A 21850-nucleotide genomic window follows, 5' to 3' on the forward strand; every position below is an offset into this window, starting at 1 on the left:
TATGGAGTCGCTTATGCCCTGGGATGCGAGAGATACCATGTCATTACGTACCGAGTTTGTTTTGTTCGCCTCGCAGGACGGGGCGAACATCCGTTCCCTCTGCCGTCGCTTCGGCATTTCACCGGCCACCGGCTACAAGTGGCTTCGCCGCTGGGCGGAGGAAGGGGCTGCCGGCCTTCAGGACCGCCCGCGCATACCGCACCATTCCCCTAACCGCTCATCTGACGACATCACTGCCCTGCTGCGTATGGCCCATGACCGCCATCAACGCTGGGGCGCACGCAAGATAAAGCGCTGGCTCGAAGACCAGGGGCACACCATGCCCGCCTTCAGCACCGTCCATAACCTGATGGCCCGTCACGGCCTGCTGCCGGGCACTTCACCGGGCATTCCCGCCACGGGACGCTTCGAACACGACGCGCCGAACCGCCTCTGGCAGATGGACTTTAAGGGCCACTTTCCCTTTGGCGGTGGCCGCTGCCATCCGCTCACCCTCCTGGACGACCATTCCCGTTTTTCCCTGTGCCTGGCGCACTGTACCGATGAACGGCGCGAGACCGTGCAGCAGCAACTGGTCAGCGTGTTTGAACGTTACGGCCTGCCGGACCGGATGACGATGGACAACGGCTCACCGTGGGGAGACACCACCGGCACCTGGACGGCGCTGGAGCTGTGGCTGATGCGCCACGGTATCCGGGTGGGGCATTCCCGGCCTTATCATCCGCAGACGCAGGGCAAGCTGGAGCGTTTTCACCGCAGCCTGAAGGCGGAAGTGCTGCAGGGCAAGTGGTTCGCGAGCGAGGGTGAACTGCAGCGCGCCTTCGACCACTGGCGGACGGTGTACAACCTTGAACGCCCGCATGAGGCGCTGGATATGGCGGTACCGGGCTCGCGGTATAAGCCGTCTGCACGACAATACAGCGGCAACACCACGCCCCCGGAATACGACGAGGGCGTGATGGTCAGGAAAGTGGATATCAGCGGAAAGCTGAGCGTGAAAGGGGTAAGTCTGAGCGCAGGCAAGGCGTTCAGGGGAGAACGGGTCGGGCTGAAGGAGACGCAGGAAGACGGCAGCTACGAGGTGTGGTGGTACAGCACGAAAGTGGGGGTGCTCGACCTGAAGAAAAAGTCGATCACCATGGGTAAAGGATGTTAAAAAGTGTTCACCATGTCCCCGAACACCTGTCTACCATGTCCCCGGACCGTACACCCACAGGGAGAGGGGACATTGACTCCCTCTCCCCTTGGGAGAGGGCCGGGGTGAGGGGAAAATTACAGCTCCGGTTCAAACCCTTCAAACCGCGATCCTTTATAGCTCAACGTTCCTTTCTCCCCCACCGTCAGCTGATGGTACTGCTGCGCCTCCAGGCGGAAGGTCACCTCCAGCCCGCCCGTTTCCGGCTTAAAGCTCGCTTCATAGCGCATGCTGGTTCCAGCGGGCGTCACCTGCTGCTGGCGCGAGCGGCGGTCGTTGAGCGGTTTCTCACGCTTGTTCGTCACCACCACGCGCTTTTGCATCAGCGGTGCGGCGTCGTTATCCGCCTTCTCGCGGCGCTGCTGCACGAAACGGAACGAGGCGGCAATGACGATAATCGCCACCACGATAATGAAAAAAAGCGGCATCTTGCTCATTGATAAATCCCATCAGATTTTGCGGAATTCAGGATACCTTGCCTTCCCCGTCATTGCCAAACGCCCGCCCGCGTCACTACACTGGATCAGAAACTGATTATTCAGCCTCAACAGATACAGGGAGTTAATATGCTTTGGTCATTTATCGCCGTCTGTTTGTCCGCATGGCTTTTTGTCGATGCGTCGTATCGTGGCCCTGCCTGGCAGCGCTGGCTGTTCAAACCCGTCACGCTGCTGCTCCTGCTGCTGCTGGCCTGGCAAGCGCCGATGTTTAACGCCGTCAGCTATCTGGTCCTCGCCGGGCTGTGTGCGTCCCTGATAGGCGATGCGCTGACTCTGCTCCCCCGTCAGCGCCTGCTCTATGCCGTCGGCGCGTTCTTCCTGTCGCATCTGCTGTACACGATCTACTTCGCCAGCCAGATGACGCTCTCGTTCTTCTGGCCGCTGCCGCTGGTGCTGCTGGTGATTGGTGCCCTGCTGATTGCGGTGATTTGGTCGCGTCTGGAAGAGATGCGTTTGCCGGTCTGTACCTTTATCGCCATGACGCTGGTGATGGTGTGGCTTGCAGGCGAGCTGTGGTTCTTCCGTCCGACGTCTCAGGCAATGTCAGCGTTCTTTGGCGCGGCGCTGTTGCTGATCGGGAATATCGTCTGGCTGGGCAGCCACTATCGCCGTCGCTTCCGCGCGGATAACGCGATTGCCGCCGCCTGCTACTTTGGCGGGCACTTCCTGATCGTGCGTTCGCTGTATATTTAAATAAGTCTTGACTCTGGAGTCGACTCCAGAGTGTATGCTGCGGTTAATGAGAAAATTATCATTACCGGAGACTGCCATGTCGACTCCAGAAACATCTAAAAAAGTCCCACAATTCTCGGCACTTAAGCTCAGCCCGGTTCCGCCGAAAGACGACTGCTGCTGCGAAGGCGCGTGCGAAACGCAAACTGAAATGCTGCCTGAAAGCGGCAACCGCTACAGCTGGGTCGTCAACGGCATGGACTGCGCGGCCTGCGCGCGCAAAGTGGAAAACGCGGTGATGCAAGTGCCGGGCGTGAGTCACGTTCAGGTGCTGTTCGCCACCGAAAAACTGCTGGTCAGCGCCGAAAGCGACGTCAGCAAACAGGTTGAAGCCGCCGTCAGCAAGGCGGGCTATACCCTGCGTAGCGAAACGGCCCCCGTCGAAAAAACCTCCTCCCTGAAAGAAAACCTGCCGCTCATTACCCTCGTCATCATGATGGCCCTGAGCTGGGGGCTGGAGCAGATTAACCACCCGTTCGGCAATCTGGCGTTTATCGCCACCACGCTGGTCGGGCTGTTCCCGATTGCCCGCCAGGCACTGCGCCTGATGAAAAGCGGCAGCTGGTTTGCCATCGAAACGCTGATGAGCGTGGCAGCCATCGGCGCGCTGTTCATTGGCGCGACGGCGGAAGCGGCGATGGTGCTGCTGCTGTTCTTAATCGGCGAACGGCTTGAGGGCTGGGCGGCGAGCCGGGCGCGTAAAGGGGTCAGCGCACTGATGACGCTGAAGCCTGAAACCGCCACACGGGTAAAAAACGGCAATCGTGAAACGGTGGCGATTAATACCCTACGTCCCGGAGACGTGATTGAAGTCGCCGCGGGCGGTCGTTTACCCGCCGACGGCGCGCTGGTTACCGCCACCGCCAGCTTCGACGAGAGCGCCCTGACCGGGGAATCCATTCCGGTAGAACGCGCGGCAGGTGAAAAAGTGCCTGCTGGTGCCACCAGCGTCGACCGTCTGGTGCAGCTGACGGTCCTTTCCGAACCGGGCGACAGCGCCATCGACCGCATCCTCAGGCTGATAGAAGAAGCCGAGGAGCGCCGCGCGCCCGTCGAGCGTTTCATCGACCGTTTTAGCCGGATTTATACCCCTGCCATCATGCTGGTTGCCCTGCTGGTCACTATCGTGCCGCCGCTGTTCTTCGGCGCACCGTGGGAGGGCTGGATCTATAAAGGGCTGACGCTGCTGCTGATCGGCTGCCCGTGCGCGCTGGTGATCTCCACGCCTGCGGCGATTACCTCCGGGCTGGCAGCGGCGGCACGTCGCGGGGCACTGATTAAGGGCGGCGCGGCGCTGGAGCAGCTGAGCCAGGTTCAGCATATCGCGTTCGATAAAACCGGCACGCTGACCGTCGGCAAGCCGCAGGTCACCGGCGTGTATCCGCAGGATATCGGTGAAGATGAACTGCTTACGCTGGCCGCCGCCGTTGAGCAGGGTTCCACTCACCCGCTGGCGCAGGCGATTGTGCATGAAGCGCAGTCGCGCGGGCTGGCAATTCCGTCGGCAACGGCACAGCGGGCGCTGGTCGGGTCGGGGATTGAGGCCACCGTTGACGGTAAAAAGGTGCTGATTGTCGCGGCGGGCAAGTCTTCTCATCCAGAGGTTGAGGCGTTAGAACAGACCGGACAAACTGTCGTGACCCTCATGCAGGACGGCGTCGCGAAAGGGATGCTGGCGCTGCGCGACACCCTGCGCGATGACGCCAAAGAGGCCGTGACGGCGCTGCATCAGCTTGGCGTACAGGGCGTGATCCTGACAGGCGATAATCCGCGCGCGGCGGCGGCAATTGCCGGTGAGCTGGGGCTGGATTTCAAGGCCGGATTGCTGCCCGCAGATAAAGTCCGCGCGGTCACGGAGCTGAACGCATTCGCCCCGCTGGCGATGGTCGGTGACGGCATTAACGATGCGCCTGCGATGAAGGCGGCAACCATCGGCATTGCAATGGGCAGCGGCACCGACGTGGCGCTGGAGACGGCGGATGCGGCGCTGACCCACAACCGCCTGACCGGGCTGGCGCAGATGATTAGCCTGGCGCGGGCGACGCGCGCCAACATCCGCCAGAACATTGGGATTGCGCTGGGACTGAAGGGGATATTCCTCGTCACCACCCTGCTCGGCATGACCGGCCTGTGGCTGGCGGTGCTGGCGGATACGGGTGCAACGGTGCTGGTAACGGCAAACGCGCTGCGGTTATTACGTCGGAAATAAAATCGTTATCGAACCGTAGGCCGGGTAAGGCGTAGCCGCCACCCGGCTGTGGGTCGGGTCGGGGTGCGGCCTGATGCCCTCACCCCAACCCTCTCCCACGGGGAGAGGGAGAAGAGCGGCGTCACTGCATCCCTAACACCCCCGGCAACCATAATGAAATCGCCGGGATGTACGTCACCATCCCCAGCACCACCAGCAGCATGCCGTAAAATGGCAGCATGGCGCGCACCACGGTTTCAATCTTCTGCTTGCTCACCGCGCTCGCCACGAACAGCACCGACCCAACCGGCGGGGTGATCAGCCCGATCCCCAGGTTCACCATCATGATCATCCCGAAATGCACCGGGTCGATCCCCAGCGAATTGGTCACCGGCAGCAGCACCGGGGTCAGGATCAGGATGATCGGCGCCATGTCCATCAGGGTGCCAATCAGCAGCAACATGACGTTGAGGTACATCAGGATCACGTACTTGTTATCGGAGAGCGAGGTGAAGAACTCGGTGATGCGGGTCGGGAGCTGCATGTAGGTCATCACCGCGCCAAAGGCCGCCGCAAAACCAATCAAAATCATCACGATGGTGACGGTTTTCACCGTCCGACACAGCAGCTTCGGCAGTTCGCTCCACTTATAATCGCGGTAGATGAACATGGTGACGAAGAACGCCCACAGGCAGGCCACGGCGGCGGATTCGGTTGCCGTGAAGATCCCGGACAATATCCCGCCGAGGATGATCACGACCGTCATCAGCCCCCACAGGGCATCGAGCAATATCTTCAGCGCCTGCTTAAACGGGATTTTCTCGCCTTTCGGGTAGCCGCGCTTATGGGCGAAGCCGAGGCAGAGGATCATCAGACATAACCCTAACAGCAGCCCCGGCAGCACGCCCGCGATAAACAGCGTGGCAATAGAAACCGTCCCGCCCGCGGCCAGCGAGTAAATGACCGAGTTGTGGCTGGGCGGGATCAGAATCGCCTGCACGGAACCGCTGGCCGTTACCGCCGCCGCATATTCCCGCGGGTAGCCCTTCTTCTCCATCTCCGGGATCATCACGCTGCCGATAGAGGCCGTATCCGCCACCGACGAGCCGGAAATTGCGCCGAAGAACGTTGAGGCGACAATGTTCACCAGCGACAGCCCGCCGCGAATAAAGCCGACAAACACGTAGGCGAAATTCACCAGCCGTCGGGCAATGCCCCCTTCCGCCATGATCGCCCCGGCAAGGATAAAGAACGGGATCGCCAGCAGGGTAAACTTGTTCACCCCGCTGGTGATCTGGATCATCAGCGCCTCCAGCGGCAGATCGATCCACAACGCACCCGCCACGGCGCTTAACCCGACGGCGAAAGCCACCGGCATCCCCAGCGCCAGCAGAATGGCGAGGGTGAATAACAAAACGAATGCATCCATTGTTCACCCCTTAACTGTGGTTGCCGATAAGCACGACGGGACGGTTTTCCTGCGAGCCAAACAGCAGGCGTTCAATCACAAACAGGATCAGAATGGCCGACCCGACGGGCAGCGGCAGATAGCTTTCGCCAGAGGTCAGGAGTGGGAACTCCGCGACGGGCTGTTCCCAGAGGTCGACGCACAGCCAGAGGCTGTACCAGAACATCAGGGCGGAGATCAGCAGCATCAGCAGGTCGACCACGCGGGCGCAGAGGTTTTTCAGCATGTCGGGCAGACGGTCGGTGAGCATGTTTACCGCGATGTGCGACCCGGCGCGATACCCCACCGCCGCGCCAATAAAGGTAAAGGTCACCATGCAGATAATGGCGATCGGCTCCGGCCAGGACTCCCCGCGGTTGAGCACGTAGCGCGAGAAGATGCCAATCGGGATCACGATCGTCATCACCAGCAGCGAGACGCCCGCCACGGTCATGGCGAGCAGGTACAGACGGTCCATCCACTTCAGGTAGAGTTCGGACATACGTACTCCGTTTTACTGGACGTCAGCGATGGCTTTCATCAGATCCTGATGCTTGTCGCCATACTGGGCGCGCACCGGCTCTGTGGCTTTGATAAACACCGTTTTGTCGATGTCGTGGAACTGCACCCCACCCGCCTTCATTTTCGCCAGCGCCTGGTCGTTATAGGCCTGCCAGAGCTTGCGCTGCTCGAACTGCGCTTCGCGGGCCAGCGTCAGGACCTTTTGCTGCTCGTCGGCGCTGAGCTTGTCCCATTTCACTTTTGAGTAGAGGAGCATTTCCGGGGTGATAAAGTGGCCGCTGAGGGTGTAGTTTTTGGCGACCGGCATGTAGTTGTGGGCGATAAAGGTTGGCGGGTTGTTCTCCGCGCCGTCGATCACCCCGGTCTGCATGCCGCTGTAGACTTCGCTCACGCCCATCGCGACCGAGTTTGCCCCCATATCCTTCAGCGTGGCGAGCGCCACCGGGCTACCCTGCACGCGGATTTTTTTCCCTTTCAGATCGTCCGGTTTAACGATCGGCTCTTTGGTGATCAGGTTACGGGTGCCGGAATCCATCCAGCCGAGGAACACCAGCTTCGATTTCGGGTTCGCGGTCAGCTTGTCGCCAATCTGCTTGCCGATATCTCCGTCGATCACCTTGTGCATGTGGTCCTCATCGCGGAAGACATACGGCAGCGTGAAGACTTCGATATCCGGCAGGATGGCGGCAACCGGCGCCATCGAGACGCGGATCATGTCGATAGCCCCCATCTGCGCCTGCTCAATCATCTGCTTTTCATCCCCGAGCACGCCGCCGGGGAAGACTTTGATCTCCAGCTTGCCGTCGGTTTGCTGCTTGAGTTTTTCACCCATGTGCTGAACCGCCACCACGTTCGGGTAGCCTTCGGGGTGTACATCGGCAGCTTTGATGGTTTGAGCAGAAACGGTGCAGGCAAAAGCAGACAGACACAGCGCGGCCAGTAACGGCTTGAGGGTCGTTTTCATCGGGTCAACTCCAGGGTAGTGAGATAAGCGTTAAAACGGCGTTTTATTTTTATACGCTTAAAAATTAGACTACGGCTGGAAAAGCGGAGGTGAAGCGCCTCACAAAAGCGCGAAAATTTGAAACGATGGTTTAGAAAGGTTTTCCCCCTCTCCCCGTGGGAGAGGGTCGGGGTGAGGTCATCTTGCCGCACTTACCCCTTACGAATCACATACCGGTACGGCAGCGTTTCGGTCTGCTGCGCCACCAGCTCATGCTCCATAAAGGTACAAAAGCCGGGAATGTCGCGGGTGGTGGCCGGATCGTCTGCGATGATCAGCAGCGTTTCACCGGTCTGCATAGTGCGCACAGTTTTGCGCACCATCATTACCGGCTCCGGGCAGCGGAGGCCCTGAGCGTCAAGGGTGTGGTCTGGGCTGGAAAACAGGTCGGTCATGGTCTTCTCGATCAAAATAAAACGGCTGTAGTTTACGCCCGGTTGCCGCCAATGCAAACCAGGTTAACGGTTGCGTGAAAATTAGCCATTGCAAAGTCCCGTCAAAGCAGTATCATGCGGCGGTTTTTATTGGGTTCCCTCACCCCAACGTATAAAAAGGTCACAATATGACGCAGTTTTCTCAATCACAGCGCGTAAAAGCGTTGTTCTGGCTTTCGCTTTTTCATCTGCTGGTGATCACTTCCAGCAACTATCTGGTGCAGCTCCCGATCTCCATTTTTGGTTTCCATACCACCTGGGGCGCGTTCAGTTTTCCGTTTATTTTCCTCGCCACCGATCTGACCGTGCGAATCTTTGGCGCACCGCTGGCGCGTCGCATTATTTTCGCGGTGATGCTCCCGGCGCTGTTCGTGTCGTATGTGATCTCTTCCCTGTTCTACATGGGAAGCTGGCAGGGTTTTGAGGCGCTGACGCACTTCAACCTCTTTGTCGCCCGTATCGCCGCCGCCAGCTTTATGGCCTACGCGCTGGGGCAGATCCTCGACGTTCACGTGTTTAACCGCCTGCGTCAAAATCACCGCTGGTGGATGGCGCCTACGGCCTCCACGCTGTTCGGAAACGTGAGCGATACGCTGGCCTTCTTCTTCATCGCCTTCTGGCGTAGCCCGGATGCGTTCATGGCCGAACACTGGATGGAAATCGCCCTGGTGGACTACTGCTTCAAGGTGCTTATCAGTATTGTATTCTTCCTGCCGATGTACGGCGTGCTGCTGAATATGCTGCTGAAAAGGCTGGCAGATAAATCTGAAATCACCGCATTGCAGGCAGGTTAAAGGTTCGCTTTATCAGTTGTGATAAGATGAGCGAATGAGCCGCTATGGCCGTTTATCGAAAGGAAGAAGTCAATGCGCAATCTGGTTAAATATGTCGGGATTGGCCTGCTGGTTGTTGGCCTTGCAGCCTGTGATAACAGCGACACCAAAACGCCTGCACAGGGCGCGTCCGCAGAGAGCAACGCGACCGGGCAGCCGGTAAGCCTGCTGGACGGCAAACTCAGTTTCTCTCTGCCAGCGGATATGACCGATCAGAGCGGCAAGCTGGGTACCCAGGCGAACAACATGCACGTGTATTCCGACGCAACCGGTCAGAAAGCGGTCATTGTGATTGTGGGTGACGACACCACTGAAGCGCTGAGCGTGTTGTCCAAACGTCTGGAAGATCAGCAGCGTAGCCGCGACCCGCAGCTGCAGGTGGTGACCAATAAGTCTATCGAACTCAAAGGCCACACGCTGCAACAGCTGGACAGCATTATCTCTGCGAAAGGCCAGACCGCTTACTCTTCCGTGGTACTGGGTAAAGTTGATAACAAACTGCTGACACTGCAGATCACGCTGCCTGCGGAAGACCAGCAGAAAGCGCAGACTGCCGCAGAAAACATCATTAACACCCTCGTGATTCAGTAATCTTTCACGAGGATGACGTGGCCTCCGGTGCGTGCACCGGGGGCCATTTTTTTAGCCGCCACGTCAGCATCAGCGCCAGCACCACTAAACCTGCCGCCGCCAGATAGATAACCGGCACGCCAGCCCAGGCCATCACCAGCCCTGCCAGCGGCCCGGTGATCCCCAGCGACATATCCATAAACACCGTATAGGTAGCGAGCGCGGCCCCCTGATTTTGCTGCGGCACGACCTTCACCGCCACCACGCCCAGCGCCGGGAAGACCAGCGAGAAGCCCGCCCCCGCAAGAAAGACGCCGATTTTCGCCATCCACGGCGCAGTGGCGATTCCGGTCAGCAGCAGCCCGACGATTTCGACCGCAAAGCAGATCATCGCCACGTTCAGCCCGCCCAGACGGTTAATGCCGTTCGGGAAGAGCAGACGCGCGCCGACAAACGCACAGCTAAACAGGGTTAAGGCAAAGGCCGCGCCGTCCCAGCCTTTGGCGTCGTAAAACAGGGTGATGAAGGTGGCGATCACCCCAAAGCCGGTGGTCGCCAGCGCCAGTGCCATCCCGTATGGCCAGACGCGACCCAGCACCGCGCGAAACGGCAGCGGCTTGCCCTTGCTGGCTTTCACTTTCGGGCGCGGCAGCGCCAGCAGGATCGCCAGCAGCGCAACCGCCATAATGGTGAGGGACAGGCCGTACAGACCGCCCCAGGCGTAACACACCACCCCAAGCGGCGCGCCAATCGCCATAGCGCCGTAGGTGACAATCCCGTTCCAGGAGATCACCCGCCCGATGTGCGATGCGCCGACGACGCCCACGCCCCAGAGCGTGGAACCCGTACCTGCAAGGCTTTGCCCGATGCCCAGAATCACGCGGCCCAGGCATAGCAGCACCAGACTGACCAGCGGCCACTGGCTGGCGGTGGCCGCCAGAAAGTACCCCAGCCCGCTCAGAAAGCAGCCGCACAGCCCCACGACGACAATGCTCTTCGGCCCAAACAGATCGGCGTAACGTCCCGCATGGGGGCGGCTTATCAACGTCGCAAAGTATTGCAGGCTAATGACCAGCCCCGCCCAGAAGGCGCTAAAGCCCATCACGTCGTGAACGTAGCCCGGCAGGATCGCCAGCGGCAGGCCAATCGTCAGATAGCTGGCGAAGTTAAAAATCACAACAGAAACAATGCGCAGATTGAGGCGCAAACCGCTCAGTGCCGGTTCGGCGGAAGGTTCGGGCATGGGTTTAACCTGGATTTTTGCAACAGTGTTTCACTATTACCATGAAGAGAGATGAAAATCAGCAGTGACTTTCAGAGTAACACCCCAGACGAAGGGGATCCGGCGCACTACAATAAACAAGCCCCCCGAAAAAGGAATTCGTATGATAGCCAGCCCGCCCGATAAAGCAGGACTTCACATTTTGTTAAAACTCGCCTGTCTGGTCGTTATCCTGGCAGGTATCCACGCTGCGGCTGATATCATCGTTCAGCTGTTACTGGCGCTCTTTTTTGCCATTGTGCTCAACCCGCTGGTGACCTGGTTTTTACGCCGCGGCGTCAGCCGTCCGGTGGCGATTACTATCGTCGTCATCGTCATGCTGATTGTTCTGACGGCGCTGTTTGGCGTGCTGGCTGCCTCCCTGAGTGAATTCTCGACCATGCTGCCGCAATACAACAAAGCCCTCACCCGCAAGCTGGTTGATTTGCAGGAGATGATGCCGTTTATCAACCTGCATATTTCGCCAGAACGGATGCTGCGCCGGATGGATTCAGAGAAAGTGATGACCTACGCCACCACGCTGATGACCGGCCTTTCCGGCGCGATGGCCAGCATCCTGCTGCTGGTGATGACGGTGGTGTTTATGCTGTTCGAAGTCCGCCACGTTCCCTACAAACTGCGCTTTGCGCTGAACAATCCGCAAATTCATATTGCCGGTTTACACCGCGCATTAAAGGGCGTCACCAAATATCTGGCGCTGAAAACGTTATTAAGCCTGTGGACCGGGATCATCGTCTGGCTGGGGCTGATGCTAATGGGCGTGCAGTTTGCGCTGATGTGGGGCGTGCTGGCGTTTCTGTTAAACTACGTGCCCAACATTGGTGCGGTGCTCTCCGCCGTGCCGCCCATGATCCAGGCCTTCCTGTTTAACGGGTTTTACGAATGCATGCTGGTCGGGGCGCTTTTCCTTGTCGTGCATATGGTGCTGGGGAATATTCTCGAGCCGCGCATGATGGGCCACCGGCTGGGCATGTCGACGCTGGTGGTGTTTTTATCGTTACTGATCTGGGGCTGGCTGCTGGGTCCCGTCGGAATGTTGCTGTCGGTACCGCTCACCAGCGTCTGTAAAATTTGGATGGAGACCACCAAAGGCGGCAGTAAACTCGCCATTCTGCTGGGTCCAGGTCGACCAAAAAGCCGGTTGCCGGGCTAATCGCAGGGAAAGGGCTAAAAGAGACGTTTATTCGCATGCGCGCCAACAACATTGTACGATGTGCGCAGCTCATCGCGCTTGCGAAGAATAAGTCACAGAAACAGGTTTATCGCGGACGCGCGTAGATGAAATTTACACTCTCAATTATCGACTGGCAGGCACGAGCGCCAGGACTGGGCGATGCCGCTGCGTGGCAGGACTGGTCACGCCAGTCTGACGCTATCGACCCCGCCGCGCCGCTGGCAAAACTGACCGACCTGCCGATGATGACCGCGCGCCGCCTCAACTCTGGCAGCAGGTTGGCCGTGGATATCGGCCTCGCGATGCTGCGAAAGCACCAGATTGACGCCGTCGTCTACAGCAGTCGCCACGGTGAACTGGAGCGCAATTACCGTATTCTGCAGGCGCTGGCGGCGGAAGAACCTGTTTCTCCCACGGATTTTGCCATGTCGGTCCACAATGCTGCCGTCGGGAATCTCACGATCGCCGCGCGTCAGCCGATTGTCTCCTCGTCGGTCTCCGCCGGTATGGATACCTTCCAGCAAGGTTTGTGTGAAGTATTAAGCCTGCTCCATGCGGGCTATTCCCGCGTGCTGCTGGTCGATTTTGACGGCGTCCTGCCTGCGTTTTATCACGCCGGGCTGCCGCCGCAGATGCCCGTCTGGCCGTATGCCCTGGCGCTGGTGATTGAAGCCGGCGATCTGCTCTGCTGCGAAACGCGTGGCGGAAGTGAAGGTGAAGAGCCCGCGCTGCCGCAAAGCCTCCAGTTCCTGCGCCATTACCTGAACGACGCGCCGCAATTTACCCTCTCTGGCGAACGCCTCCAGTGGCAATGGACGCGCAAATGAGCGGACTGACTTCGCGTCTCGACCGGTTATGGCGCATGACGATGACCGGATTCTGCTTCGCGCTGTTCGGCCTCGGCGGGCTGCTGCTGTCGCTGGTGTGGTTTAACCTGCTGCTGGTTATTCAGCGCGATCGCGCGAAGCGCCGCCAGCTGGCCCGCCGCAGCATTTCCGCCAGTTTTCGCCTGTTTCTCGCGGTGGTACGGGGGGTGGGGGTGCTGGATTACCGCTTCAACAACCTCGACGTGCTGCGTGCGGAGCGCGGCTGTCTGGTGATAGCCAACCACCCTTCGCTGCTGGACTACGTGTTCCTGGCGTCGGTCATGAACGAAACCGACTGCCTGGTGAAAAGCGCCCTACTGCGTAACCCGTTTGTCAGCGGGGTGATCCGCGCCGCGGATTATCTGATCAACAGCGAAGCTGAAACCCTGCTCTCCGCCAGCCAGCAGCGTCTGGCAAAGGGCGATACGCTGCTCATATTCCCGGAAGGAACCCGCACGCGCGTTGGCGAAACCATCACGCTGCAGCGCGGGGCGGCTAACATCGCCGTTCGCTGCAATAGCGCTGTGCGTGTGGTGGTGATCCACTGCAGCGAACGCATGCTGGATAAGCAAAGCAGCTGGTACAACGTTCCGCCCAACAAACCTTTTTTTACCGTGGATGTTCGCGAACGCATCAACATTCATGAATTTTACGATGCGAGCCAGCACGAACCTGCGCTGGCGGCAAGGCAGTTAAACCGGCATATGCAGCATCAGTTAACAACCGGTCTTCAATCTTTGTCAGGAACGAAAGATGCAAGCGCTCTATCTTGAAATTAAGAATCTCATTATCTCTACGCTGAATCTGGAAGAACTTACGCCAGAGGATATCGATACTGACGCCCCGCTGTTTGGCGACGGGCTAGGTCTGGACTCGATAGATGCCCTGGAGCTGGGGCTGGCTGTGAAAAATCAGTATGGCGTAGTGCTTTCTGCGGAAAGCGACGAGATGCGTCAGCACTTCTATTCCGTTGCCACGCTCGCGGCTTTTATCCATCAACAACGCGCCTGAGAATTTACCCGCTATGACTAACCAGGAAACGATTTATCAGGAAGTCTCTGCGCTTCTTATTACGCTGTTTGAAGTCGCCCCCGAGGACATCACCCCGGAAGCGCGCCTGTACGACGATCTGGATCTCGACAGCATTGATGCCGTTGACATGGTGGTTCACCTGCAGAAGAAGACGGGCCATAAAATCAAGCCTGACACCTTCAAAGCGGTGCGTACCGTCCAGGACGTGGTCGACGTTGTGGAACAGCTTCAGCGCGAAGCGTAACGTGCCTGCGATTCCATTCATCCCGATACTGACGGGGTTGATGCTGCTGGCATGGCCTTTTTTGATTGGCTTCGGGCTGGCAAACAACAATTTGCACGGGATACTGCCCGTGATAGCGCTTGTGCTGCTGTTGCGGGTCTGGCAGGTGCGCCGTCAGAGCGGCCCTCTGCGCAACATGATCCTGGGCGTTGCCCTCACAGGCGTGGCGCTGTGCGCGGCGAGCTATGTGCTGCACGCTCACCAGTGGGTGTTGTTTTATCCGGTAGTCGTTAATCTGGTGATGCTGGTGGTGTTTGGCGGATCGCTGTGGACAACCATGCCGATGGTAGAACGATTTGCACGGCTGCGTGAGCCCACTCTCTCGCCCACCGGCATCCGCTACACTCGCATCGTTACCCGGGTGTGGTGCGGCTTTTTTATCGGCAACGGCACGATGGCGCTGTTTACCGTGTTGCACGCCGACATACGCCTGTGGACGCTGTGGAACGGCATAATTGCCTACATCCTGATGGGCACGCTGATGGCCTGCGAGTGGCTGGTGCGACAACGGGTAATGAAAAAAGATGCATAAACCGCTTCCGCTCAGCCAGTGGCTCAGTGCGCCCCGCCCTGACGATACGCCGATAGCCTGGCGCGACGATGGCGTCTGGACGCTCGGCGATCTGCGTCACGACGTGACGCAGCTGGTTAACACGCTGCGTCAGGAAGAGGGCGAGCGCTGGGCGCTGTGCGTTGAAAACGGCTATCTGTTTACGGTCGCCCTGCTGGCGACGCTGCACGCGGGTAAAACGCCCGTGCTACCCGGGCACAGCCGGGCTGCACAGCTTAACGAACAGCGGGACTTGTTCAGCGGCGTCCTGAGTGACACAGCGCTTGCCTTTGCAGGGCGACAGCGGTTGGTGGCCTCCACCCCGCGCACAGACAACGGCTTTTCCCCGCTGCCAGCCATAGACGATACGCGCGCCATCGAGCTTTTCACCTCCGGCTCCACCGGCGCGCCGCAGCGGGTGGTTAAGCCGATTATCAGTCTGGATCGCGAAGCCCGCTTGCTGGCGGAACAGTTTGGCGATCGTCTTGCGGGCTGCCATGTTGTCGCCTCCGTGGTGCTGCATCACCTGTATGGCCTGACGTTTCGTGTCGTCTTACCCATGGCGCTCGGCCTGCCGTCACGGACCAACCTGCTCAACTATGCCGAGCAGCTCTCAGCCCTGCCCCACGACAAACGCTATCTTTTTATCAGCAGCCCGGCCTTCCTCAAGCGGCTGGATACGGCACTGACGCCGCCCCCCATTGCCCTGCTCATTTCCGCAGGTGGCGTATTGCCCTGGCGGGATATCACCGCGTTTCAGCGTTGGCTCAACCTCTGGCCCGATGAAATCTACGGCAGTACCGAAACGGGGGTCATGGCCTGGCGTCACCGTCAGGATGAGACAACGCGCTGGCAGCCGTTCCCCGGCGTGACGTTTCACAACGGTCGCGTCACGTCGCCGCTGATCCACGAGCCGGAAGGCGTCGTGCTGGATGATAAGTTACACTTCGCGGCCGACGGGCAGTTCAGCATCGTTGGCCGCCGTGGGCGGGTGGTCAAAATCGAAGACAAACGCATTTCGCTCGATGAAATTGAGCAGCGGCTGCTGGCGCTGGACGGCATCTGCGACGCCGCCGCGCTGGCGGTGACGCGCGGGGGACGTCAGGGCATTGGCGTGCTGCTGGTGCTCAGTGACGACGCGCGAATGCACAGAGAAAGCGTGGGGAAAAATGCCCAGGAATCCGCCTGGCGCCGCGCCCTTCGCCCCTGCCTTGAACCTGTTGCCGTGCCCCGCTACTGGCGGATTGTCGATGAAATTCCGGTCAACAGCATGAACAAGCGTGTGACTGCGCAGCTACAGGAGTTATTTCATGAAGATCCATGAAATCGAACGCCGCCAGCCCGATGCGACGCATCTGGAGATCGACCTCTATCTGGATCCGGCCCTGCTCTGGTTTAAGGGGCATTTCGCCGTACAGCCCTTGCTCCCCGGCGTGGCGCAGCTCGACTGGATAATGGACTACGCCACCACGCTGCTGGCACCGGGCTACCGTTTTCACAGCATTCAGAACGTGAAGTTCGCGGCCCCGCTGCTGCCGGAGAACAGGGTGACGCTGCTCCTGGCCTGGCAGCCCGAACGCCAGATGCTGACCTTCAGCTACCAGCGCCATGCCGGTGACGAACGCCATACTGCCAGCAGCGGGAAGATTCGCCTATGTCAGTAACCTTCCGCCCCTGCGTACTGATCCCGTGCTACAACCACGGGGCGATGATGGCCTCGGTGCTGGCACGCCTCGCGTCCTTCGATCTACCCTGTCTGGTGGTGGACGACGGCAGCGATGAACCCACGCGCCGCACGCTTGACGATCTTGCTGCGCGCCATCCGCAGGTCACGCTGCTGCGGCTGGCAGAAAACAGCGGGAAAGGGGCGGCGGTCATGCAGGGTCTGCAAGCCTGTGCAGAGCGCGGCTTCACCCACGCGATTCAGGTGGACGCCGACGGTCAGCACGCTATCGAAGACATTCCCAAACTGCTGGCGCTGGCGGAGCGCCACCCTGAGGCGTTAATTTCCGGCAGGCCCGTTTACGATGACTCCATTCCCCGTTCACGCCTGTACGGACGCTGGATAACGCACGTCTGGGTGTGGATTGAAACCCTGTCGCTGCAGCTAAAAGACAGCATGTGCGGTTTTCGGGTCTACCCCATCGCGCCGGTGCTGCGGCTTGCCACGCGTACGCCGCTCGGTAAACGGATGGATTTTGATACCGAAGTGATGGTGCGGCTCTACTGGCAGGGCAACACCAGCTATTTTCTGCCCACCCGCGTGACCTATCCGCCGGACGGGCTATCCCATTTCGATGCGCTAAAAGACAACCTGCGCATCTCGCTGATGCATACCCGCCTGTTCTTCGGCATGCTGCCGCGCATTCCCGCTCTGCTGATGCGCCGCCGCACGCAGCACTGGGCGCAGCAGCAGGAGGTGAAAGGGCTGTGGGGAATTCGTCTGATGCTGCGCGTCTGGCAGCTGCTGGGGCGTAACGCCTTTACCGTCCTGCTGTGGCCGGTCACCGCCGTATACTGGCTGACCGCCCGTTCTGCACGCCAGGCGTCACGGCAATGGCTGACGCGCGTAAAGCAGGTGATGGCGCAGCGGCAGATGCCTCAGCCTCCCCGCCTGCACAGCTTTTTCCACTTCCTGCGTTTTGGTCAGGCCATGCTCAACAAAGTGGCCAGCTGGCGCGGCGAAATGAAGCTCCATCGCGATCTGGTCTTTGCACCGGGTGCGCAGGCCGCGCTGGGTCTGGACGATCCGCAGGGCAAACTGCTGCTCGCCTCGCATCTTGGCGACGTGGAAGCCTGCCGGGCGCTGGCGCAGCGCGAAGGCGGGAAAACCATCAACGCGCTGGTCTTCAGCGATAACGCCAAACGTTTCAAACAGGTGATGGAGGAGATGGCCCCACAGGCAGGTATTCACCTGATGCCCGTGACCGACATCGGCCCGGATACCGCCATCCTCATCAAAGAGAAGCTGGATCGCGGCGAATGGGTCGCCATTGTGGGCGACCGCATCGCCGTCACGCCGCAGCGCGGCGGCAGCTGGCGCGTGATATGGAGTGATTTTATGGGCCAGCCCGCGCCGTTCCCGCAGGGGCCGTTTATCCTGGCGTCTATTTTGCGCTGCCCGGTGGTGCTGATTTTTGCTCTCTGCCAGCAGGGAAAACTGACCCTGCACTGCGAGCCCTTTGCCGACCCGCTGCTGCTGCCGCGCGGCGAACGTCAGCAGGCGCTGCAGCAGACCGTCGATCGCTATGCGCAGCGGCTGGAGCATTACGCCCTCATGTCGCCGCTCGACTGGTTTAATTTTTTCGATTTCTGGCAGCTGCCAGAGGTCAACGAGAAGGAGTAAAGGGTGCTGACCGATCCCCGCTTTACGGCTGAAGTCGAGATCACCGTTCCGTTCCACGACGTCGATATGATGGGCGTGGTCTGGCACGGCAACTATTTCCGCTACTTTGAGATCGCCCGCGAGGCGCTGCTCAACCAGTTTAATTACGGCTACCGCCAGATGAAGGCCTCCGGCTACGTCTGGCCGGTGGTGGATACCCGCGTGAAATACCGCGACGCGGTGACCTTCGAGCAGCGCATCCGCGTTCGCGCCCACATTGAAGAATATGAAAACCGCCTGCGCATCGCCTATCAAATCTTCGACGCGCAAACCGGAAAACGCACCACCACCGGCTACACCATTCAGGTGGCGGTGGATGAAGCCAGCCGGGAGATGTGCTTTGTCAGCCCGGCTATTCTGTTTGAACGTATGGGGATCGCGCCATGAAATGGATACCGCTTCTCGCCCTGCTGATTAGCCCGCTGGTCAGCGCGGTCACGCTGGACGAACTGCAGCAGCGCTTTGCGGAACAGCCGGTGGTGCGCGCGCACTTCGAACAAACCCGCACCATCAAGGACATGCCACAGCCGCTGCGCTCGCAGGGAGAGATGCTGATCGCCCGCGACAGCGGCCTGCTGTGGGATCAAAAAGCGCCGTTTCCGATGACGCTGCTGCTGGACGACAAGCGGATGGTGCAGATCGTTAACGGCCAACAGCCGCAAACCCTCACCGCCGACAATAACCCGCAGATGTTCCAGTTCAACCACCTGCTGCGGGCGCTGTTTCAGGCCGACCGCAAGGTGCTCGAAGAGAACTTCCGCATCGATTTTAAAGACCAGGGGGAAGGCCGCTGGTCGCTGGTGCTGACGCCTGTGACCACGCCGCTGGACAAGATTTTCGCCACCCTCGATTTGCGCGGTGCCGCGTACCTGGAATCGATTCGATTGAACGATAAGCAGGGCGACACGACCGATATCGCCCTGTCCCGCCACCAACTGACGCCCGCCAGCCTGACCGATGCCGAACGCCAACGCTTTGCCGCACCGTAAATCCCTGCGCCCGGCGCTGCTGTGGGCCACGGTATGCCTGATCCTGTTGGGCGTACTGCTTACGCTGCTGCCCGGCGCGCGGCTGAACAGCAGCGTGCTGGCGATGTTGCCGAAACAGACGCTCGGGGCGATCCCCCCGGCGCTCAATGACGGATTTATGCAGCGTCTCGACCGCCAGCTCGTCTGGCTGGTCAGCCCCGGCAAAAAACCAGATCCGCGCGTGGCGCAGCAATGGCTGGAACTGCTGCAGCGCAGTCACGCGCTGAATGTGGTGAAAGGGCCAATGGACGCCGCCGGACAAAAAGCCTGGGGTGATTTCTTCTGGCAGCACCGTAACGGCCTGATCGATCCCGCCACCCGGGCGCGCCTGCAACACGGCGGGGACGCGCAGGCCCGGTGGATCCTGTCCCAGCTCTATTCCGCCTTTTCCGGCGTGAGCGGCAAGGAGCTGCAAAACGATCCGCTGATGCTGATGCGCGGCTCACAGCTCGGCCTCGCTCAAAACGGCCAGAAAATGCAGCTGATGGACGGCTGGCTGGTCACCAAAGATGACGCCGGAAACTACTGGTATCTGCTGCACGGCGAACTGGCGGGTTCGTCGTTCGATATGCAGCAAACCCACCGGCTGGTCACCACCCTTAAGGCGCTGGAAGAGACGCTGAAAACGCACTCCCCGCAGGCGCAGCTGCTCTCTCGCGGCACGGTGTTTTACAGCGATTACGCCAGCCAGCAGGCCAAACGGGATATTTCCACGCTCGGCGTCGCCACGGTGCTCGGGGTGATCCTGCTGATTGTGGCGGTGTTCCGCTCCGTGCGCCCGCTGCTGTTGAGCATGCTCTCCATTGCCATCGGCGCGCTGGCGGGCACGGTGTTTACGCTGCTGCTGTTTGGCGAGCTGCACCTGATGACGCTGGTGATGAGCATGAGCATCATCGGTATTTCGGCAGACTATACGCTTTACTACCTCACGGAGCGGATGGTGCACGGCGCTGATGACTCACCCTGGCAAAGCCTGTCGAAGGTACGCAATGCGCTGCTGCTGGCGTTGCTCACCACCGTCGTCGCCTACCTGATGATGATGCTCGCCCCCTTCCCCGGCATCCGCCAGATGGCGGTATTTGCCGCGGCGGGGCTGAGCGCCTCGTGCCTGACGGTGATTTTCTGGCATCCGTGGTTGTGCCACAGAATGCCGGTTCGCCCGATTCCCGCGAAAGGTTTTATGCTGCGCTGGCTGAACGCCTGGCGTAGCAGCAAAACCCTGTCCGTAGGGCTGCCGCTGGCGCTGGCGCTGATTTCCGCCATCGGGATAGGCAGCTTACGGGTCGACGACGATATCGCCCAGCTTCAGGCGCTGCCGAAAGACATTCTGGCACAGGAAAAAACCATTACCGCCCTGACCGGGCAGAGCGTCGACCAAAAGTGGTTTGTGGTGTACGGCGCGTCGGCTCAGCAAACGCTTGAGCGGCTGGAGGCCTTTACCCCGGCGCTGGCGCAGGCGCAAAAAGCGGGCGATATGGCCCACTGGCGCACCCTGCCGCTGAACTCGCTGGCGCGTCAGAAAAGCGATCTGCAGCTTCTGCACAACGCCGCGCCTGCGGTGACAACAATGTTGAAAAGCGCGGGGCTGAACAGCGTCACACCCAATCTGGACGCGATGCCGGTTAGCGTTGAGGCCTGGCTCGCCAGCCCGGTCAGCGAAGGCTGGCGGCTGCTGTGGCTGACGTTGCCCAACGGCGAAAGCGGCGTACTGGTCCCGGTGGATGGCGTGAAAAACAGCGCGGCGCTCGGCAAACTGGCGGCCAGCCACGAGGGCGTTGCCTGGGTCGACCGCAAAGCCAGCTTCGACAGCCTGTTTGCGCTCTACCGTTCGCTGCTGACGGGCTTACTGTTCGTGGCGCTGGCGGTAATTGCCTGCGGCGCGATGGTGCGCCTCGGCTGGCGCAAAGGGGCGATCAGCCTGGTTCCCTCCCTGCTCTCGCTCAGCTGCGGGCTGGCGGCGCTGGCCGTCGCGGGCCATCCGGTGAACCTGTTTTCGCTGCTGGCGCTGGTGCTGGTGCTCGGAATTGGCATCAACTACACGCTGTTTTTCAGCAACCCGCGCGGAACGCCCCTGACCGCGATGCTGGCGATTACGCTTGCCATGATGACCACGCTGCTGACGCTGGGCATGCTGGTGTTCAGCACCACCCAGGCCATCAGCAGCTTTGGCATTGTGCTGGTGAGCGGTATTTTCACCGCCTTCCTGCTCGCCCCGCTGGCGATGCCGACGACGAAAGAGAGCATACGATGATCCGATTTTACCGCCTGGCGATATGTCTTCTGGCGCTGATGCTGGCAGGCTGTAGCCATTCGCCGAACCGCGATGACGCGCGGCCCGAGGCCTGGCTCCAGCCGGGCACCCGCGTGACGCTGCCGCCGCCGGGTATCACCCCGGCAATTAGCTCGCAACAGCTACTGACCGGCAGGTTCAACGGACACACCCAGTCGCTGCTGGTGATGCTGAATGCCGACGAACATAAGGTGACGCTGGCCGGCCTCTCCTCCGTGGGGATCCGTCTGTTCCTCGCGACGTATGACAATACCGGTATCCATACCGAACAGTCGGTTGTGGCGCCGGAGCTGCCGCCCGCCAGCCAGGTACTGGCGGACGTGATGCTCAGCCACTGGCCGCTCAGCGCCTGGCAGCCGCAGTTGCCGAAAGGCTGGACGCTGAACGATACTGACAGCAGACGCGAGCTGCGCAACCCCGACGGCAAGCTGGTCACGGAGATTGTCTACCTGCAACGCAAAGGCAAACGTGAGCCGATTAGCATCGAGCAGCATGTTTTTAACTACCACATCACCATTCAATATCTGGGTGACTGA

Annotated in this window: 24 protein-coding genes; 18 read left to right on the forward strand and 6 right to left on the reverse strand. The window is 60.1% G+C overall.

Going from position 1 to position 21850, the window contains the following annotated elements; translation table 11 throughout:
- Window positions 1-13: 13 nt before the first annotated feature.
- Window positions 14-1156, forward strand: coding sequence for an IS481 family transposase (locus ACOQH0_RS21595; RefSeq protein WP_421511161.1), 1143 nt, complete (start codon window positions 14-16; stop codon window positions 1154-1156).
- 116 nt (window positions 1157-1272) lie between these two features.
- Here the strand turns inward: ACOQH0_RS21595 and ACOQH0_RS21600 are convergent, their stop codons facing one another.
- Window positions 1273-1632 (reverse strand): DUF2500 domain-containing protein, encoded by a 360-nt coding sequence (locus ACOQH0_RS21600; protein ID WP_214606133.1) that lies wholly within the window; start codon window positions 1630-1632, stop codon window positions 1273-1275.
- Window positions 1633-1761: 129 nt separating this feature from the next.
- On the opposite strand from ACOQH0_RS21600, the gene ACOQH0_RS21605 reads away from it, so the two are divergent.
- Together ACOQH0_RS21605 and zntA are read left to right on the forward strand one after the other, a co-directional pair.
- The gene (locus ACOQH0_RS21605) at window positions 1762-2388 is read left to right on the forward strand and encodes a lysoplasmalogenase (RefSeq protein ID WP_421511162.1); all 627 of its coding nucleotides are present in this window, start codon (window positions 1762-1764) and stop codon (window positions 2386-2388) included.
- 76 nt (window positions 2389-2464) lie between these two features.
- Window positions 2465-4636 carry a Zn(II)/Cd(II)/Pb(II) translocating P-type ATPase ZntA gene (gene zntA / locus ACOQH0_RS21610; RefSeq protein ID WP_421511163.1) on the forward strand — a complete coding sequence of 724 codons (2172 nt, stop codon included), beginning with the start codon at window positions 2465-2467 and terminating at the stop codon, window positions 4634-4636.
- A 121-nt stretch (window positions 4637-4757) separates the two neighbouring features.
- Here the strand turns inward: zntA and ACOQH0_RS21615 are convergent, their stop codons facing one another.
- The 4 genes from ACOQH0_RS21615 to tusA all read right to left on the reverse strand — a co-directional run bounded on the left by ACOQH0_RS21615 (window position 4758) and on the right by tusA (window position 7982).
- Window positions 4758-6044, reverse strand: a complete 1287-nt coding sequence (locus tag ACOQH0_RS21615; RefSeq protein WP_172701540.1) for a TRAP transporter large permease — start codon at window positions 6042-6044, stop codon at window positions 4758-4760.
- A 10-nt stretch (window positions 6045-6054) separates the two neighbouring features.
- Window positions 6055-6564 carry a TRAP transporter small permease gene (locus ACOQH0_RS21620; RefSeq protein ID WP_010436519.1) on the reverse strand — a complete coding sequence of 170 codons (510 nt, stop codon included), beginning with the start codon at window positions 6562-6564 and terminating at the stop codon, window positions 6055-6057.
- A 12-nt stretch (window positions 6565-6576) separates the two neighbouring features.
- Entirely contained in the window at window positions 6577-7548 is a 972-nt protein-coding gene (locus ACOQH0_RS21625; RefSeq protein ID WP_420984685.1) for a TRAP transporter substrate-binding protein, read from the reverse strand.
- Between the two features lie 191 nt (window positions 7549-7739).
- The gene (gene tusA / locus ACOQH0_RS21630) at window positions 7740-7982 is read right to left on the reverse strand and encodes a sulfurtransferase TusA (protein ID WP_010436523.1); all 243 of its coding nucleotides are present in this window, start codon (window positions 7980-7982) and stop codon (window positions 7740-7742) included.
- Window positions 7983-8149: 167 nt separating this feature from the next.
- On the opposite strand from tusA, the gene ACOQH0_RS21635 reads away from it, so the two are divergent.
- Together ACOQH0_RS21635 and ACOQH0_RS21640 are read left to right on the forward strand one after the other, a co-directional pair.
- Complete coding sequence (locus tag ACOQH0_RS21635; RefSeq protein ID WP_010436525.1) at window positions 8150-8815, forward strand: 7-cyano-7-deazaguanine/7-aminomethyl-7-deazaguanine transporter; 666 nt, start codon at window positions 8150-8152, stop codon at window positions 8813-8815.
- Window positions 8816-8887: 72 nt separating this feature from the next.
- Window positions 8888-9445, forward strand: a complete 558-nt coding sequence (locus ACOQH0_RS21640) for a DcrB family lipoprotein (RefSeq protein ID WP_010436528.1) — start codon at window positions 8888-8890, stop codon at window positions 9443-9445.
- A gap of 4 nt (window positions 9446-9449) precedes the next feature.
- Here ACOQH0_RS21640 and ACOQH0_RS21645 read toward each other — a convergent pair whose 3' ends face one another.
- A complete protein-coding gene (locus ACOQH0_RS21645; protein WP_421511164.1) occupies window positions 9450-10667 on the reverse strand; it encodes an MFS transporter in 1218 nt (405 codons plus the stop codon).
- A gap of 142 nt (window positions 10668-10809) precedes the next feature.
- Between ACOQH0_RS21645 and ACOQH0_RS21650 the strand changes: the two genes are divergently transcribed.
- The 13 genes from ACOQH0_RS21650 (at window position 10810) to ACOQH0_RS21710 (ending at window position 21850) form a co-directional block, all read left to right on the forward strand.
- Window positions 10810-11859, forward strand: coding sequence for an AI-2E family transporter (locus ACOQH0_RS21650; protein ID WP_010436537.1), 1050 nt, complete (start codon window positions 10810-10812; stop codon window positions 11857-11859).
- Between the two features lie 125 nt (window positions 11860-11984).
- On the forward strand, window positions 11985-12707 hold the full coding sequence (locus ACOQH0_RS21655; protein WP_042717281.1) for a beta-ketoacyl synthase chain length factor: 723 nt from the start codon (window positions 11985-11987) through the stop codon (window positions 12705-12707).
- Window positions 12704-13519 (forward strand): lysophospholipid acyltransferase family protein, encoded by an 816-nt coding sequence (locus tag ACOQH0_RS21660; protein ID WP_421511165.1) that lies wholly within the window; start codon window positions 12704-12706, stop codon window positions 13517-13519. The genes ACOQH0_RS21655 and ACOQH0_RS21660 overlap by 4 nt, the downstream gene beginning before the upstream one ends.
- The gene (locus tag ACOQH0_RS21665; protein WP_010436544.1) at window positions 13500-13757 is read left to right on the forward strand and encodes a phosphopantetheine-binding protein; all 258 of its coding nucleotides are present in this window, start codon (window positions 13500-13502) and stop codon (window positions 13755-13757) included. The genes ACOQH0_RS21660 and ACOQH0_RS21665 overlap by 20 nt, the downstream gene beginning before the upstream one ends.
- Window positions 13758-13770: 13 nt before the next feature.
- Complete coding sequence (locus tag ACOQH0_RS21670; RefSeq protein WP_010436547.1) at window positions 13771-14022, forward strand: acyl carrier protein; 252 nt, start codon at window positions 13771-13773, stop codon at window positions 14020-14022.
- On the forward strand, window positions 13994-14593 hold the full coding sequence (locus ACOQH0_RS21675) for a hypothetical protein (protein ID WP_341494508.1): 600 nt from the start codon (window positions 13994-13996) through the stop codon (window positions 14591-14593). Before ACOQH0_RS21670 ends, ACOQH0_RS21675 begins: the two co-directional genes overlap by 29 nt.
- A complete protein-coding gene (locus tag ACOQH0_RS21680) occupies window positions 14586-15935 on the forward strand; it encodes an AMP-dependent synthetase (protein WP_421511166.1) in 1350 nt (449 codons plus the stop codon). The genes ACOQH0_RS21675 and ACOQH0_RS21680 overlap by 8 nt, the downstream gene beginning before the upstream one ends.
- The gene (locus ACOQH0_RS21685; protein WP_174340008.1) at window positions 15922-16275 is read left to right on the forward strand and encodes a hydroxymyristoyl-ACP dehydratase; all 354 of its coding nucleotides are present in this window, start codon (window positions 15922-15924) and stop codon (window positions 16273-16275) included. The genes ACOQH0_RS21680 and ACOQH0_RS21685 overlap by 14 nt, the downstream gene beginning before the upstream one ends.
- Window positions 16266-17957 carry a glycosyltransferase family 2 protein gene (locus ACOQH0_RS21690; protein WP_421511167.1) on the forward strand — a complete coding sequence of 564 codons (1692 nt, stop codon included), beginning with the start codon at window positions 16266-16268 and terminating at the stop codon, window positions 17955-17957. Before ACOQH0_RS21685 ends, ACOQH0_RS21690 begins: the two co-directional genes overlap by 10 nt.
- A gap of 3 nt (window positions 17958-17960) precedes the next feature.
- Entirely contained in the window at window positions 17961-18383 is a 423-nt protein-coding gene (locus tag ACOQH0_RS21695; protein ID WP_100167327.1) for an acyl-CoA thioesterase, read from the forward strand.
- Entirely contained in the window at window positions 18380-18985 is a 606-nt protein-coding gene (locus tag ACOQH0_RS21700) for an outer membrane lipoprotein carrier protein LolA (RefSeq protein WP_421511168.1), read from the forward strand. The genes ACOQH0_RS21695 and ACOQH0_RS21700 overlap by 4 nt, the downstream gene beginning before the upstream one ends.
- Window positions 18954-21275: an MMPL family transporter gene (locus ACOQH0_RS21705; protein WP_421511169.1), complete on the forward strand. Its 2322-nt coding sequence runs from the start codon at window positions 18954-18956 to the stop codon at window positions 21273-21275. The genes ACOQH0_RS21700 and ACOQH0_RS21705 overlap by 32 nt, the downstream gene beginning before the upstream one ends.
- Window positions 21272-21850 carry a DUF3261 domain-containing protein gene (locus ACOQH0_RS21710; RefSeq protein ID WP_421511170.1) on the forward strand — a complete coding sequence of 193 codons (579 nt, stop codon included), beginning with the start codon at window positions 21272-21274 and terminating at the stop codon, window positions 21848-21850. The genes ACOQH0_RS21705 and ACOQH0_RS21710 overlap by 4 nt, the downstream gene beginning before the upstream one ends.

Source organism: Enterobacter sp. JS8-1 (genome assembly GCF_049187015.1).
Classification (GTDB): Bacteria; Pseudomonadota; Gammaproteobacteria; order Enterobacterales; family Enterobacteriaceae; genus Enterobacter; species Enterobacter mori.